The sequence below is a fragment of the Acidithiobacillus sulfurivorans genome (assembly GCF_018853815.1).
GTDB classification, from domain to species: domain Bacteria; phylum Pseudomonadota; class Gammaproteobacteria; order Acidithiobacillales; family Acidithiobacillaceae; genus Acidithiobacillus; species Acidithiobacillus sulfurivorans.
On the sequence record NZ_JAAOMP010000075.1, the window covers coordinates 1 to 15,236 of the forward strand.

Below are 15,236 nucleotides of genomic sequence, written 5' to 3' on the forward strand. Positions count from 1 at the left end.
AGGCGGTCGGGCCAGACCCGCCGGACCTCGGCATCGGCGACCCAGGGCAGGGCATCCAGAGAATGGCGGATTGGTTCGGGGTTCGCCCACAGAAAGCCGCGTGCCGCATAGGGCTTCAGAACCGTGTTAATTTCGGCCAGAGGAATTTTGGGAGAACTGCCGGTAATGGTCAGCGTGTTGATGGGCATCAGGGAAGGTTGCTGAAGCCATTGCCATCCGGACCATCCTCCCCAGGCGAGAATACTGATACTCAGGCCACCCGCTAGGACCTTTCCATAAAGCTTCCAGGGCAGGGGCTTATGGACTTTGGCAACGGCCTTGACGGGTGCCGTCCGAGGGGCCTTGGGTGTTTCCTTCAGGGTGGCTGCAGGCCGTTGTGGCTGTTGTCCGTGGCGATAATCACGCATGACACTAACCATGATTCACTCTCCTCTGCGCCGTACGCAGTATGGTCTTGCATAATTCGGGGAAATCCATGCCCACAGCTTTAGCGGCCATGGGTACGAGGCTGTGGCTGGTCATGCCGGGCACACTGTTGATTTCCAGAAGATGTATTTTTCCCGATGCACTGATCATGAAATCGACCCTGCCCCAATCTCTGCCACCCAGTTCGGCAAATGCGCGCAGAGCCATGGTCTGCAGTTCGGCATCTTTGGCGGCACCCAGTCCCGAAGGCAGCAGATAACGGGTATCCTCGGCGAGATATTTGGCATCGTAGTCATAAAAGGCGTGCGGGGTTTCAATGACAATGGGTGGAAGGGCTTTACCATCGACAATTCCGACCGTGGCTTCATGACCAATGACAGCGGCTTCGCAGAGGATTTCATCTTCAAGAGCAAAAGCATCCGTTATGGCTTTATCCAGTTCCTCCGGCCCATTCACCCGGCTGACGCCGAGGCTGGAACCACCATGATTGGGTTTGATATAAATCGGCCAGGTAAAGTTTGCCGCGAGATCAGGTCGCTGATCGTGACGCCGCATCAGTATCCCTTCCGTTACGGGCAGGCCGGCGGCTTTCCAGACCTGCTTGGAACGCCACTTGTCCATGGCCAGCGCCGAACTCAAGACGCCGCTTCCGGTGTAGGGGATGGCAAGGGTTTCAAGGACGGCCTGGAGGAGGCCATCCTCGCCGATGGCGCCATGACAAACATTGAAGGCGAAACCGATGCGTTCATCCTGCAACTGCTGTTGCAGATGGGCTGGTTCAATATCAATGCCCAGCGCTTCCAGGCCACTGCTGCACAGGGCGTCGAGGACCGCCGCAGCACTGACCAATGACACCTCGCGCTCGCCGGAGGGACCACCGTAAAGTATGCCTATGCGGTTGGATTCAGCCATGTTTCGCCTCCCCCAGAATACGTATTTCGGCTTGCAGCCTGATTCCGAACTGTTGCTGGACTTGCGTTTGTACGTCTTCCACCAGGGCCTCAATATCAGCGGCCTGGGCATCGCCCCGGTTGATGATGAAATTGGCATGCTGGCTGCTGACTTCGGCCTGCCCACGGGCTTTTCCCTTTAACCCGGCCGCTTCAATCAAGCGGGCCGCGTGGTCACCTGCCGGGTTACGGAATACCGAACCACAACTGGGCCATTCGAGAGGCTGCGTGGCGGCGCGTTTTTCCTGCCAGGCGCGCAAGCGTTGCATGACTGCCGTACTTTCCTCGGGAATCAGGCGGAGTCCGGCCGCCACAAAGCAGGCGTCACCATGGCCGTACACTTCCCGATAGCCAATCTGGAAATCCTGAGGAGAAAGACGCTGGATTTCACCATGGGGATGAATGACTTCCACCCATTCCACCAGACTCCAGGTATCGCCCCCATGAGCGCCGGCATTCATACTCAGGCAGCCCCCCAATGTGCCGGGAATGCCCGCCAGAAACTCTGCGCCGGCAAGTCCTGCCTTGGCCGCAAAATGGGCAACTTTTACCGCACCCGCACCGGCGCCGACCCGCAGCAGATCATTTTCTGCCAAAACGATCTGATCCAGGGTATTGGCGAGGCAGATGGTGGTTCCGCGCAGCCCGCCATCGCGCACCAGCACATTACTGCCCAGCCCTATCCAGGTGAGAGGTGGAACTGCAAAATGTCTTAAAAATCCTTGCAGATCTTCCAGGGTGCCGGGTAGGTAGAAGCGATCAGCCGGTCCTCCAACCCGCCAGCTGGTATGGCGTTGCATGGGTTCTCCCAGGCGCAGACGACCACCAATTACCGGTATCATGGGGCGGCCTCCGCAAATACTTCGGCCCATTGACCGGCCAGGCGGGCAATGCTGCCAGCGCCCATGGTGAGTAGCACCGCGTTCGCAGGCAGGAGTGCGCGAATCTGCGCCGGGGCATGGAGAAGCTCCGGCAAATAGTGAACGCTTATTCCCTGGGCACGCATGGCCGCGCTGAGCGCCTGACTGCTGACTCCGGGTAAGGCTTTTTCGCCAGCACTGTAAATATCGGTGAGTATGACCAGATCCGCCTGGGCCAGACTGTGGACGAAATCGCCAAACAAGGCCTGGGTTCGGCTATAGCGATGGGGTTGAAAGGCGACTACCAGAGGGCGATCGGGCCATACGGTCCGGGCGGCGCCAATGGTGGCGCTCAGTTCGCGGGGGTGGTGACCATAATCGTCAATAATGGTGATGCCAGCAAACTCGCCGACCTGTTCGAAACGTCTACCTACCCCGCGAAAATCAGCTAAGGCACTGCGAATAGTCTGTTCGGTAACCCCGACCTTGCTGGCAATGCCGATGGCGGCAAGGGCGTTGAGTACGTTGTGTTGTCCAGGAATCCCCAGTTCTACATCCAGCCAGTGCACATAGTCATTATCCACCCGCCGCCAGACTTCAAAGTGACTACCCACTCCCTTGACGGTCACATTACGGGCTTGCAGGTCCGTATCTGCACCGAATCCATAACGCAGCACCGGGGTGCGTAATTCTGGAATCAGGCCGGCTACCATGGGCTCGTCGGTACAGAGAACGGCAAGACCATAGAAAGGCAGGCGCTGGAGAAACTGCAAAAAGGCATTGCGCAAATTATCGAGACTGTCGCCATAGGTTTCCATGTGGTCTGCATCAATATTGGTGACGACGGCCATGACCGGAGCAAGGTACAAAAAGGAGGCGTCCGATTCATCGGCTTCAGCAACCAGGTATTCACCACTGCCCAGGGCGGCATGGGTGCCAGCACTTTTCAACCGACCGCCAATCACAAAAGTGGGATCCAGACCGGCTGCTCCGAGAATGCTGGCGACCAGGCTGGTTGTGGTCGTTTTGCCGTGGGTTCCAGCAATGGCGATGCCCTGTTTGAAGCGCATCAACTCGGCCAGCATTTCAGCGCGCCTAATCACTGGAATACGTAATTCCCGGGCTGCCTGTACTTCTGGATTGCTGTCGGGAATGGCCGAAGAGATCACTACGACATCAGCGCCGCGCACATTGGCGGCTTCGTGACCCGTGAAAATCCGCGCACCCAGATCCGTAAGGCGCAGGGTCGAACTGCCTGGCTGCAAATCAGAACCGGAAACCGCATAGCCAAGATTGAGCAAAACCTCGGCAATACCGCGCATGCCGCTGCCACCTATTCCGACCATATGAATTTGTCTGACCCAGTTACGCATGGTTTACTCCTTCCGGGTGTATACAAATTCGGGCGACTGCTGCAGCCGCGTCCCCCCGGCTTTGTTGTCTGGCCGCTTCTGCCCAGCGCAGGCGTAAAGCCGGATCGTTGAGCAGGGGGCTGAGAATATCCCGTAATTCCTGGGCATCGAGGTTTTCCTGGCGAAGCATGCGGGCGGCTCCAGCGCTTTCCAGAAATTGCGCGTTGGCTGCCTGGTGATCATCTACGGCAAAGGGAAAAGGTACGAGAATGGCTCCCAGCCCTGCCGCTGCCAGCTCGGCTACGGTCGCAGCGCCGGCGCGGCAAAGTGCCAAATCTGCCCAGCCCAATGCGACACTGATGTCCTGGATAAAAGGCTCGACGCGGGCGTCAATGCCTGCCGCTGCATATTCGGCTTGGGTGTTTTCGCAATGATCCTTGCCGGTCTGATGCCAGATTTGTGGACGCTGTTCCGTGGGCATGGCCGCTATGGCAGCGACACTGACACTATTCAGCGCCTTGGCTCCCTGGCTCCCGCCCATAATCAATAGACGGGCAGGACCCTGATGACTGGCGAAGCGCTCCTGCGGCACGGGGAGTTCGCGGATACTGCGGCGTACCGGGTTACCTACCCACTCACCCCTGGGCAAGCGCGCCTCTGGAAAACCCAGAAAAATATGTTTGGCCAGGGGGGCCAGTAGACGATTGCTCAGCCCGGCGATGGCATTTTGCTCGTGCAGGCACAGTGGACAACCCATACTCCAAGCCGCCAGGCCTACGGGGGCCGTCACATAGCCGCCCATACCCAGCACGGCCTGGCTGCGGGTTTGTTGAATGATTTTCCGGGCCTGAACAACGGCCTTGCTGACCCGCCAGGGCATATGCAACCAACGTCCCATACCTTTTCCGCGAACACCTTGCATGTCGATGGTATGCAGGGGATATCCGCGTTCGGGGACCAGACGCGCCTCCATCCCGGCAACGGTTCCGGCAAAGGCCACTTCCACACCCTGATCGCGTAACATATCGGCGACTGCGAGAGCCGGAAATACGTGCCCGCCAGTACCACCCGCAGCAATGAGGACGCGTTCAGCCATGCTGTGCTTCCTCCTTGATCCGGTCGAGTTGTGGGGCAGAAAGCGCTGGATAGCGGCGGCTGACGGCCAACACAACACCCAGTGCGGCGCAGAGAAACACCAGCGCACTGCCGCCGTAACTGATCAGTGGCAGGGCAAAACCCTTGGTGGGAAGAGCGCCAAGGTTGACGCCCATGGACATGACCGCCTCACCTCCGAACCAGGTCAGCGTGCCATAGCAGAACAAGGCAAAAAAAGCATCTCCGGCGGCAGCAGCACGGCGTCCGATACGATAAATACGCCAGCAGGCCGCACTGTAGAAAATGGCCAGTGCCCATACCCCGATCATGCCCAGCTCTTCGCCGATCACTGCCAGAATGAAATCTGTATAGGATTCCGGCAGATAAAAGTATTTCATGATGCCATCGCCGAGGCCGACCCCGAAAATACCACCCCGACCAAAGGCAATCAGGGACTGCACCAACTGAAAACCCGCCCCGTAAGGATCTGCCCAGGGATTCTGGAAAGCGGTGATGCGCGCAAGCCGGTAGGGGGCTGATACCGCAAGGATTCCCAACGCACCGCCGGCAACAATGCCCGCCAGTAGAACGTAAGCAATGGGTAATCCGCCCAGGAACAACATGACGCCAGTGAGCAGTACCACCATCGCAAATGAGCCAAAATCGGGCTGAAGTAACAGCAGCAGTCCCAGCAACCCCAGCACCACAAAAATCGGCCAGAGTCCTTCCTTGAATTTGCCGAGGAGCTCCCCTTTGCGTACCACATAGCGCGCGAGGAATAAGAGCAGGGCAAATTTCAGCAGTTCTGAAGGCTGCAGGCGGACAATGATGAAATTGATCCAGCGATGTGAACCGTTGACGGCAACGCCGATGACCGGCAAAAACACCATCATCAGCGCGATCAGGGAAATGATCATAAGGGGAAAGGTCATGCGTTCCCAGAAGTCGAGATCAATGCGGCTAAAGTAATAGAGCACTGCTGCGGCTAGAACGACATAGAGCCCCTGACGTTCGGCAAAAAAGAACGGATTACCAGTCTCATGCTGGGCAATGGGCGCGCTGGCCGAGTACACCATGATCAGGCCAAAACCCAGCAGTACCAGAATGATCCACCACAAGACCGTATCTGCCGGGCCGTTTTCGGCCAGCCACCAGCTCGGACGTTTCATGATTTCCCTCCCGCCAGTTCCTGGACAGCAGCGGTGAACTGCTGGCCCCGATCCTGATAATCCCGGAACATATCGGTACTGGCGCAGGCCGGTGAAAGCAGAACCTGATCTCCGGCCATGGCTCTGGATGCGGCTTTAAGAACCGCATCCTGCATGCTGTCGGCGTAATCTACCGGAATGATATTGTCCAGCAGTTGCGCGATTTTTTTGGCATCCTTGCCGAGCACAACAGCGGCGCGTTGATCACGGCAGGCTTGCTGCAACGGACTGAGATCCGCTCCCTTGGCGTCGCCACCGAGAATCATCACCAGCGGCCCGGATAAGCCGCTCATAGCTTTGAGCGTGGCACCCAGATTGGTTCCCTTGGAATCATCGTAATAATTGACCCCCTGATACTCGGCGACCCAGGCCAGTCGGTGTGGGAGACCGGAAAACTGGCGAAACACCGCCTGAATGGCAGCAAGTGGAAACTGGGCAGCTTCGGCCAGGAGCGCTGCTGCCAGGGCGTTTTCGATATTGTGCCCGCCCTGCATACGCAGATCGGCAATGGCAAGCAGGGCTCCGCTGTTGCGCAGCGTGAGCTGGTGATTCAGTACATAGGCATCACTGTGGTCATCATGAACAGCAAAGCAACGGATGGCCACGGAGTCTGGGACTTGCCGGGGTAAGTTCGACGTAAATGCATCCTCGCCATTCAAAACCAGTACATCACCGGCATTCATGTTCTGAAAAATCCGGGCTTTGGCAGCCCCGTACTGGGCGTAGTCGCCATGCCAGTCCAGATGGTCGGGGCTGAGGTTCAAAATGGCAGCCACCCGGGGGCGAAAAGTCGTGCAGGCATCCAGCTGAAAGCTGGAGAGTTCGAGGATATACCAGGCGGGTTCAGGACCGGATTCTGGTAATAACTCCAGGGCCGGAGTCCCCAGGTTGCCACCGGTCGCAACCATTATCCCGGCTTTTTGGGCAATTTCGCTGACTAGCGTGGTCACGGTGCTTTTGCCGTTACTACCGGTGATGGCAATGATGGGTGCCTTGGCCAGCCGGGCAAATAATTCAATATCACCCATGACGGTGATCCCTGCCTGTTTGGCCTTTTGCAAGGCAGGCAGGGCAGGGGCAAGACCGGGGCTGAGCAGAATCAGATCGCTGTCCAGGAGCAGATTTTCTGGAAGCGCTCCGAAATGAAAAGTGACTTCGGGATATTGCGTACGGAGGGTGGCAGCATTTTCCAGGTGGCGGGTATCCGCCACCTGACAATGTCCACCCAGGCGCAGAGCGGTGTTCAGGAGTGATTGTCCGGTTTTGCCGAAGCCGAGGATGAATACCTTTTTGCCGTTGAGTTTCATGTCAGCGGATCTTCAAACTGGAAAGGCCAATGAGCACGAGAATCACGGTAATAATCCAGAAACGCACGGCTACCCGTGGCTCCGGCCAGCCTTTTTTCTCGAAATGATGATGAATGGGCGCCATGCGAAACACCCGTTTGCCCGTCAGCTTGAAGGAAGCCACCTGAATCATCACCGACAGGGTTTCCATGACAAAAACCCCACCCATGATGACCAATACCAACTCCTGTCGGGCAATGATGGCGACAATGGCCAAGGCGGCACCGAGCGCCAGTGCGCCGGTATCGCCCATGAATACTTCGGCAGGATAGGTATTAAACCAGAGAAAGCCGAGCCCGGCGCCGACCAGTGATCCGCAGAAAATCAGCATTTGTCCGGAACCCGGCACCCAGGGCAGATCCAGGTAATGAGCGAATACAGAATTCCCTGAAACATAGGCAAATATTCCCAGGGCTGCAGCCACCATGACGGTTGGGACGATGGCCAGCCCGTCCAGACCATCGGTCAAATTGACGGCGTTGGAGGTGCCGACAATGACGAAGTAGCTGAAAATGATAAAGCCGAACCCCAAGGGAATCAGGACATGAGGTACAAAAGGAATAATCAGGCTGGTTTCTACGGGCTTGTTGGCCAGTCCGTACAATACTCCGGCCGCAGCCAGGGCAAACAAGGACTGCAAACCATATTTGGCGCGAGCGGATAAACCTTTGGTGTTTTTACGTCGCAGCTTGCGCCAGTCGTCAATAAAACCTATGGCGCCAAAGGCAAAAGTGGTGATGACCGCCACCCAGACCAAAGGGTTGCGCAAATCTGACCAGAGCAGGGTGGTAATGATGACAATCAGCAGGATCAAGGCCCCGCCCATGGTCGGCGTCCCCTGTTTGCTGAAGTGGGTTTCCGGCCCATCATTGCGCACCATCTGCCCGATTTTGTAATAGCGCAGACGGGCAATGAAAAAAGGACCAATGACCAGGGAGAGGACCAGCGCGGTCAGTATCGCCAGCACGCCCCGTAGGGTCAGATACTGAAACACGTAGAAACCGTGGTATATATGGCCGAGTTGCATGAATAGTGCGTAGAGCATCAGGCGTCTCCCGCCACGAGTGCCTGAACGACACGTTCCATATGCGCGGCTCTGGAACCTTTTACCAGCACCACCGTTTCCGGATTGAGATGGGGCTGCAGAGCATCAATCAGGGGGGGCAGTTCCATAAAATGCTCTGTACCGGCTGCAAACGCTTCGGTGGCTTCGGCAGCCAGTTGTCCCAGTCCGTAAACCGCATCAATACCCAGTTGTTGGGCCAGAATTCCTGCCTGCCGATGATAAACTACCGTATCGGGACCCAGTTCACCCATATCTCCGAGTATGAGAATACGCTGGCCGGATTGGGCGGCAAGAACACGTAATGCGGCCTCTAAGGAAGCTGGATTGGCGTTGTAGGTGTCATCCAGAATCCGGCAGCCGCCCTTTCCGTTGCGCCATTGCAAGCGCCCGGGGATGGCCTCTAACGTGGCCACAGCACGCTGAATCTGGGGAATGCTGATATCCAGGGCCAGTGCAGCGGTGACGGCGGCCAGCACATTGGCACCATTATGCCTTCCAGGTAGCGGAACTTCGAGGGTGAATTCACCCTGGGGAGCGCGCACATCCAGTTGGCCGCTGCTTCCTGAACGATCCTGCCAATGTCCCCGGACACGTACCGGGAGGTTGTTCAGGCTGAAGCGCCATACTTCGCCCGGAGCTTTTTCTGCCCAGAAGTCGGCAAAGTCATCGTCACCATTCACAATGCTAATGCCACGATTGTCCAGTCCCGAGAGAATTTCTCCCTTGGCCGCTGCGACGGCCGCTAAGCTTCCGAGTCCGGCCAGGTGGGCAGGGCCGGCATTGTTGATGAGGGCCAATGTTGGTTTGGCCAGAGCACTGAGTACGGTAAGTTCGCCGGCATGGTTCATACCCATTTCCAGAACCGCATGGCGATGCTCTTTGCCCAGTCTTGCCAGGGTCAAGGGCACGCCAATATGGTTGTTCTGATTACCTTGAGTGGCCAGTACGGGGCCGCTTTCCGCGAGGATGGCTGTCAAGACTTCCTTGACCGTGGTTTTGCCACAGGAGCCAGTAACCGCCAGCACCGGTATGTTGAAAGTCTGCCGCCAATGCTGTGCCAAGTCTTGCAAGCTTTGTAACGTGTCCTTGACCACTACTCCAGGGGCATCCACCTGCCGGTTGCTGAGTACGGCGGCCGCGCCCTGCGCTAAAGCTGCTGGAACAAAATCACTACCATCAAAGTGTTCTCCGGTCAGTGCAACAAACAGTTTACCAATCATGGGTTGGCGGCTGTCAGTGGCAATGCCGTGTATTTCGTCCTTTCCCTGACTGTCAGGCAGAAGTTGGCCACCGGTAATGCGGGCTATTTCGTTGAGAGAGTAGCGAATCATGGGCGAAGAGCCTCCATCGCTACCTGTTGGTCATAAAAGGGGGTTTTCTGACCCATGATTTCCTGGGTCCGTTCATGCCCTTTACCGGCAATCAGCACCCAATCCCCTGTTTGGGCATGGCGGATGGCATGGCGGATGGCCGCCGCCCGATCATGGATGACCTCGACGGCTTCAGGATGCTGCATGCCAGCAAGAATGTCGCGGATAATATGGGCGGCATTTTCACTGCGGGGATTGTCATCGGTGAGGATGACCTGATCGGCCAGACGTTCGGCAACTTCTCCCATTTCCGGGCGTTTACCCCGATCCCGATCGCCGCCGCAGCCGAAAACCACAAGGATTTGCCCTTTGGCAACGGCGCGAATATCCTGAACAATGCGTTCCAGTGCATCGGGCGTGTGGGCGTAGTCAATCATGACCTGCGCCTTGCCGGACGTGGCCGGGAGGCGCTGATAACGTCCTTCGGGCAAATTGAGTTGGTGAATGTCAGCGTCACTGACCTCCCAGCCTAGCCCGTTTGCGGTGCTCAGGGCGGCCAACAGGTTTTGGACATTGCTGACACCAATGAGTGGGCTACGGATTTGCCGTAATTCTTCTGCAGTTTGCAGGGTCAGGAGCGTGCCACTGGCCCCGGCATGTATTTCCCTGGCCTGAAAATCGCAGGCACCTGATCCAAAACCCAGAATTTTTACGGAGAGATCTATTTGCTGCGCAATTTGTGCGGAAAAAGGATCGTCCTGATTGAGTACGGCCAGCTTCAGATTGGGGCATTTGAACAAGCGGGCTTTGGCTGCGCCGTATTGATGCATGTCGCCATGAAAATCCAGATGATCACGACTGAGATTGGTAAACACCGCTGCCGTGAATGGTACGGCGGCTACCCGCTCTAGGGCCAGGGCATGCGAGGAGACTTCCAGAGCAATGACTTTGGCACCCTGATCCCGGAGTAGGGCCAGAGTCTCCCAGAGACGCACGGCTTCCGGGGTGGTGTTGGCATGGGGGACGAGCGCATCAACCGGCCCGTAGCCCAATGTTCCGATAATCATGGCCGGTTGTGGTGCGAGTTCGGCAATCAGCCGCGTGACGCTACTTTTGCCATTGGTCCCGGTCACGCCGATCAATAGCGGTGCTGTTCCTTCATCCCAGCGATGCCAACGGCGCAAGGCCTGGCCGAGCTTGTCGCGGAGGTCAGGAGTCTGCCAGCAAACAGGGCTATCACCTTGCGGAATAACGGCCTCATGCCCGGCTTCCAGAACGGCGGCCACGGCCCCCGCCTTCCAGGCGTCCGCCAGAAACTGATCGGCATCGCCACGATGATTGTCTAATCCTACATAAAGCATACCCGGCTGCAACCGGCGGGTATCTGTTTCGATTCCGGTTACAGCCAGTTCCCTGAGGGCGGCAGGTATGGCATCAAATAGCCGGGATAGGGGTTCAGTGCGCTGCATCACCAGCTCCTTCTGCCCATTGTTGGGCTTCGGCGGCAGTGCTGTATGAATGTTTGGCAGTAGTTTTCAGAAGACTCGGGTCTGGTTGAATCCCCATGTTTTGCAGGGCAGCTGCCATGGTCACCCGAAATACCGGTGCTGCCACGACTCCGCCATATCGCCATCCCTGGGTCGGAGCGCGTACCACGACGGCCATCACCAGGCGTGGATCCTGAGCAGGTGCAAAGCCTACAAAGCTGGTGTTCACCAGGTTTTTATGGAAGCCACCTTTGCCGTTGGCCATGATGGAAGTCCCGGTTTTACCCGCTACCTGGTAACCCGGGATGCTGGCCAGAAAGCCGGTGCCGCCCGGACTGGTAACGCCGCTCAGCCATCGGCTCAGTCGTGCGGCGGTGGGTGCAGGCATAATCCGAATCCCGTTTACTGAGCTGGTATCCTGACGGATCAGGGTGGGTGCTACATAAACGCCATGGTTGGCAATGGCCGCATAAGCGGCCGCCAGTTGCAGGGGGGTTACCGATAAACCATATCCATAAGCCATCGCTGCCCTGCGGGCAATATCCCACCCCTGCCAGGCCGGCAGCATTCCGGCACTTTCTCCGGGTAGCCCCAGACCGCTGCCTTGTCCAAAACCAGCCTGATGGAGCATTTGAAAAAGATCCGCCGGAGGAGTGCGCAAGGATATTTTCGCGGCCCCGATGTTGCTTGAATATTTAAGGACTTGCGCCAGATCCAGATTATTGTGACGGACATCATCCTGGATACAGAAGCGGGCAACTCGAAAACAGTTGGTGTTGACGTTGAAGGTACTGTCGGGCTGGATACTATTATCGTCCAGTGCCGCTGCAATGGTGAAGGGTTTCATCACGGAGCCGGGTTCAAAGGTGTCGGCAACGGCCCGATTATTATAAAGACCAGCCTGATAATCATGGCGATCATTGGGGTTGAAAGCAGGATAACTGACCATGGCCAGGACTTCACCGGTCCGGGCATTCATGAGCACCGCTGCGCCGGATCGGGCCTGGAAGCGTTGCACGGCCGAGGCCAGAGCGGTGTAAGCCACATATTGAAGATTGCGGTCAATGCTCAAAGTCAGGACTTTGCCGGGCTGAGCAGAACGGGAAGGGCCGTGCAAGCTCAGCGGATGGCCGTAATTGTCACGTAACCCGGTTTCTTCCCCCGCCTTGCCGGTTAACCACTGGTTATAGGTCAGCTCCAATCCTTCAATGCCTTTACCATCAACATTGGTAAATCCGATCAGTGGGGCCGCAATGCTTCCGGCAGGATAATAACGGCGATTCTCGGTGAGGCTATGCAAGCCGGGAATATGCAGTGCCGTGATTTTTTCGGCCCGTTCAGGACTGATCTGGCGGGCGATAAAGGCAAAATGGCTGGCGCCCGTGTTGACGCGGTCATGGAGTTCGTTGACGCTGATTCCCAGGGCGGAAGCCACAAGCGGCCATTGATTTTCCTGGTGGATAAATAATTGCGGGTCTACCCAAAGGGTTTTGACCGGTACGGACAAAGCCAGAGGTTTACCATCGCGGTCAACAATGGGACCGCGTTGCACCGGCAAAGGAAAATGACGCAAATAGCGTTGGGCTCCCTGGTCGCGTAAAAATGGACCATGTTCCACCTGGGCGCGCCAGGCCTGAGCCATGACTGCAGCAAAGGCGAGTGTTACGGCTGCCCAAACGGCCGTCGCCCGCCACGCTGGTAATGCGCGTGCGGGGATTTTAGCCGGATAGGCAGGGGCCCTGTTCACTGAGCTTTCACCATAACAATCTGATTATTTTTGGGCGCACTTAAGCCCAGTTTCTGCCGGGCGATATCGCCAACGCGCGCATTGGAGGCGAGCGTGGCCTGCTCCAGTTGCAGCTGCCCCCAGCGATTATCCAGGGCAAAATGTTTCGCCTGTGCTTCCTGCAAGGCAATAAACTGGCTTCGGGTGCTTTCCCGTGCAGCCACTATACCGAGCAGGGTTACCATGATGAGAATGGCGAGAATTACCGTATTACGCCGCATGACGCTCACTCCTTTCGGCCACTCTGAGTACCGCTGAACGGGAACGGGGGTTCCTCTGGATTTCTTCCGTACTGGCATGAATGGCCTTGCCGACTGCGCACCATGGTAACGGTGGGATTTCCGTGGCGCGCAACGGCAGGTCGCTGCTGACCCGAAAAGCATCTGCCCGGAAAAAGCGTTTGACCATGCGATCTTCCAGTGAATGAAAGCTGATGATGGCCAGGCGTCCGCCAGCACGCAGTACTGCCATGGCCTCGGGAAGAAACTGTTCCAACTCTTCCAGTTCATGGTTGATAAAAATACGAATGCCTTGAAAGCTGCGCGTCGCCGGATTCAATCCGGAGTCGTGACGGGGAATGACCTCGGCGATGAGTTCGGCAAGCTCGCCGGTGCGCTGCAAGGGGGATTGCGCACGACACTTGACGATTTTGCGGGCAATGGCGCGGGCAAATCGTTCTTCGCCGTAATTTTTCAGCACCTGGCTGATTTCTGCTTCAGGAGCGCTGTTCAACCATTCGGCGGCACTGATGCCGCTGTCGGGATCCATGCGCATGTCCAGAGGGCCGTCACGGAGGAAGCTGAAGCCACGTTCGGCTTCGTCGAGTTGCGGGGAAGAGACGCCCAGATCGGCGAGAATCGCATCCACATTTTCCCAGCCAAGGCTTTCCACAACGCTGCGGATTTCACTGAAACGTGCCTGGCGGATCAATACCCGGTCATCGTCGGCAAAGCGGTCTTTCAGCGCTGCGATGGCACTGGGGTCGCGGTCGAGGATCAACAACAGATCCCGATGCTGAAGCTTTTCCAGCAGTGCCGCACTATGCCCGCCACGGCCTCCGGTCACATCCACACAACGTCGGGCTTGGCCCTCGTTGAGAGCGGGTTGGAGCATGGCGACGCTTTCCTGCAGAAGCACCGTAATGTGAGATCCTGACGCGGGTATGTTCACAGGACGAGGTCTCCCAGGCTGGCAAATCCATCGTTGTTGTTCAGACTGTTTTCCTGGTAGCGATCCCAGCATTGGGCATCCCAGATTTCGAATTTGTTGATCTGACCGACGACGACCAGTTCCTTGTCGATTTCTGCGAAGCGGCGCAGATTGGGTGAAAGCAGAATGCGGGCCTGACTGTCGAGACGCATCTCTTCCGATTGCCCGACAAACATCCGCTGAAACTGGCGGGCGACTGGATTGTTGCCGGGGAGTTCGGCCACTCGGGCTTCCACTTTTTCCCAGGTGGGAAGGGGGTAGGCCACCAGGCAATGTTCCCCCGGGCGGCTTTGCACATCGATGGTAACCACAATCTGGCCGTCGCAATGGTCATTCAGCCAGTCGCGGAAGCGGGCCGGGACGTTCATGCGTCCCTTGCTGTCGAGATTATGCCGGTGCGTTCCCCTAAACATTTTGCGTTTTATTCTCCAAAACCTTCCACTTTGACCCACTTTTCCCCACAAGTTGAAGAATAGAGGGCGCACATCTGGCTGTCAAGGAGAAATATTGAATAATTACGGCATGTTAGAGCATGTTGATAAAGCTGTATAAAACACTTTAAAGGGTTCTTGTAATTATTGGATTATGCAGTACAAAGTGATTTTGAACGTGTCTGTTGGAAAATCAGGAGAGCAGCTGCATGTATCATGATATAAATAAATTGTCTATTTATTTCATTAAGTTGGATCGCTTTGTCGGTGTTTCTGTCAGAAGCAGATGACGAAGGGAGTAAAAATTGGAGTGGGCCGATAAGCCGGGTTCTGTCGTGGACGACCATTCCTCTAGGCCTGCACTTACGCACAGGCTCCAGCAATCTACCCGCATGCACCGCGGACCACGGTATCGCATGCCTATTTGATCTTGCTCCAGGCGGGGTTTTCCCTGCCATTTCCGTTACCGGAAATGCGGTGCGCTCTTACCGCACCTTTTCACCCTTACCGGCGCTTGCGCGCTTGGCGGTATATTTTCTGTGGCACTTTCCGTAGGCTCACGCCCCCCGGCCGTTAACCGGCGCCTTGCCCTATGGAGCCCGGACTTTCCTCTCCGGATAAATCCGCAGCGGTCGTCTGGCCCACTCCGAGGCGGATCATACGCGCTTTCAACAGGACTGTCAGAAGAAAAACCATCCATTTTGCGAACT

The 15,236-nt window shown here is 56.8% G+C and carries 14 protein-coding genes and 1 other RNA gene; all 15 read right to left on the bottom strand.

The genetic code is table 11. The features are described from left to right. Positions 1-419: cell division protein FtsQ/DivIB (locus tag HAP95_RS06590; RefSeq protein ID WP_215883497.1), on the bottom strand; the 419-nt coding region annotated here is incomplete at its 3' end. Then, positions 412-1,338, bottom strand: a complete 927-nt coding sequence (locus HAP95_RS06595; protein ID WP_215883498.1) for a D-alanine--D-alanine ligase — start codon at positions 1,336-1,338, stop codon at positions 412-414. The genes HAP95_RS06590 and HAP95_RS06595, both read right to left, overlap by 8 nt. Next, a complete protein-coding gene (gene murB, locus HAP95_RS06600) occupies positions 1,331-2,218 on the bottom strand; it encodes a UDP-N-acetylmuramate dehydrogenase (RefSeq protein WP_215883499.1) in 888 nt (295 codons plus the stop codon). Before murB ends, HAP95_RS06595 begins: the two co-directional genes overlap by 8 nt. Then, positions 2,215-3,609, bottom strand: a complete 1,395-nt coding sequence (gene murC / locus HAP95_RS06605) for a UDP-N-acetylmuramate--L-alanine ligase (RefSeq protein ID WP_215883500.1) — start codon at positions 3,607-3,609, stop codon at positions 2,215-2,217. The genes murB and murC overlap by 4 nt, the downstream gene beginning before the upstream one ends. Then, entirely contained in the window at positions 3,602-4,684 is a 1,083-nt protein-coding gene (gene murG, locus HAP95_RS06610; protein WP_215883501.1) for an undecaprenyldiphospho-muramoylpentapeptide beta-N-acetylglucosaminyltransferase, read from the bottom strand. Before murG ends, murC begins: the two co-directional genes overlap by 8 nt. Then, positions 4,677-5,852, bottom strand: coding sequence for a putative lipid II flippase FtsW (gene ftsW, locus HAP95_RS06615; RefSeq protein WP_215883502.1), 1,176 nt, complete (start codon positions 5,850-5,852; stop codon positions 4,677-4,679). The genes murG and ftsW overlap by 8 nt, the downstream gene beginning before the upstream one ends. Further along, positions 5,849-7,198, bottom strand: a complete 1,350-nt coding sequence (gene murD, locus HAP95_RS06620) for a UDP-N-acetylmuramoyl-L-alanine--D-glutamate ligase (protein WP_215883503.1) — start codon at positions 7,196-7,198, stop codon at positions 5,849-5,851. The genes ftsW and murD overlap by 4 nt, the downstream gene beginning before the upstream one ends. 1 nt (position 7,199) lies before the next feature. After that, on the bottom strand, positions 7,200-8,282 hold the full coding sequence (mraY, locus tag HAP95_RS06625) for a phospho-N-acetylmuramoyl-pentapeptide-transferase (protein WP_010641233.1): 1,083 nt from the start codon (positions 8,280-8,282) through the stop codon (positions 7,200-7,202). Further along, entirely contained in the window at positions 8,282-9,634 is a 1,353-nt protein-coding gene (locus tag HAP95_RS06630) for a UDP-N-acetylmuramoyl-tripeptide--D-alanyl-D-alanine ligase (protein ID WP_215883504.1), read from the bottom strand. Before HAP95_RS06630 ends, mraY begins: the two co-directional genes overlap by 1 nt. Next, on the bottom strand, positions 9,631-11,082 hold the full coding sequence (locus HAP95_RS06635) for a UDP-N-acetylmuramoyl-L-alanyl-D-glutamate--2,6-diaminopimelate ligase (protein WP_215883505.1): 1,452 nt from the start codon (positions 11,080-11,082) through the stop codon (positions 9,631-9,633). Before HAP95_RS06635 ends, HAP95_RS06630 begins: the two co-directional genes overlap by 4 nt. Further along, on the bottom strand, positions 11,069-12,847 hold the full coding sequence (locus HAP95_RS06640; protein ID WP_215883506.1) for a peptidoglycan D,D-transpeptidase FtsI family protein: 1,779 nt from the start codon (positions 12,845-12,847) through the stop codon (positions 11,069-11,071). Before HAP95_RS06640 ends, HAP95_RS06635 begins: the two co-directional genes overlap by 14 nt. Further along, entirely contained in the window at positions 12,844-13,107 is a 264-nt protein-coding gene (ftsL, locus tag HAP95_RS06645; RefSeq protein WP_215883507.1) for a cell division protein FtsL, read from the bottom strand. The genes HAP95_RS06640 and ftsL overlap by 4 nt, the downstream gene beginning before the upstream one ends. After that, complete coding sequence (gene rsmH / locus HAP95_RS06650; RefSeq protein WP_438263651.1) at positions 13,097-14,083, bottom strand: 16S rRNA (cytosine(1402)-N(4))-methyltransferase RsmH; 987 nt, start codon at positions 14,081-14,083, stop codon at positions 13,097-13,099. The genes ftsL and rsmH overlap by 11 nt, the downstream gene beginning before the upstream one ends. Next, positions 14,053-14,508: a division/cell wall cluster transcriptional repressor MraZ gene (gene mraZ / locus HAP95_RS06655; protein ID WP_215883509.1), complete on the bottom strand. Its 456-nt coding sequence runs from the start codon at positions 14,506-14,508 to the stop codon at positions 14,053-14,055. Before mraZ ends, rsmH begins: the two co-directional genes overlap by 31 nt. A 321-nt stretch (positions 14,509-14,829) precedes the next feature. Beyond that, positions 14,830-15,174, bottom strand: an RNA gene (gene rnpB, locus HAP95_RS06660) — RNase P RNA component class A. Between the last annotated feature and the right edge of the window lie 62 nt (positions 15,175-15,236).

What these genes read in the sequence shown, in the direction of transcription:
- ftsL (WP_215883507.1), bottom strand. Translation starts at nt 13,107, where the DNA reads ATGCGGCGTAATACGGTAATTCTCGCCATTCTCATCATGGTAACCCTG.
- HAP95_RS06635 (WP_215883505.1), bottom strand. Translation starts at nt 11,082, where the DNA reads ATGCAGCGCACTGAACCCCTATCCCGGCTATTTGATGCCATACCTGCC.
- ftsW (WP_215883502.1), bottom strand. Translation starts at nt 5,852, where the DNA reads ATGAAACGTCCGAGCTGGTGGCTGGCCGAAAACGGCCCGGCAGATACG.
- murG (WP_215883501.1), bottom strand. Translation starts at nt 4,684, where the DNA reads ATGGCTGAACGCGTCCTCATTGCTGCGGGTGGTACTGGCGGGCACGTA.
- HAP95_RS06595 (WP_215883498.1), bottom strand. Translation starts at nt 1,338, where the DNA reads ATGGCTGAATCCAACCGCATAGGCATACTTTACGGTGGTCCCTCCGGC.
- HAP95_RS06630 (WP_215883504.1), bottom strand. Translation starts at nt 9,634, where the DNA reads ATGATTCGCTACTCTCTCAACGAAATAGCCCGCATTACCGGTGGCCAA.
- murC (WP_215883500.1), bottom strand. Translation starts at nt 3,609, where the DNA reads ATGCGTAACTGGGTCAGACAAATTCATATGGTCGGAATAGGTGGCAGC.
- murD (WP_215883503.1), bottom strand. Translation starts at nt 7,198, where the DNA reads ATGAAACTCAACGGCAAAAAGGTATTCATCCTCGGCTTCGGCAAAACC.
- mraY (WP_010641233.1), bottom strand. Translation starts at nt 8,282, where the DNA reads ATGCTCTACGCACTATTCATGCAACTCGGCCATATATACCACGGTTTC.
- mraZ (WP_215883509.1), bottom strand. Translation starts at nt 14,508, where the DNA reads ATGTTTAGGGGAACGCACCGGCATAATCTCGACAGCAAGGGACGCATG.
- murB (WP_215883499.1), bottom strand. Translation starts at nt 2,218, where the DNA reads ATGATACCGGTAATTGGTGGTCGTCTGCGCCTGGGAGAACCCATGCAA.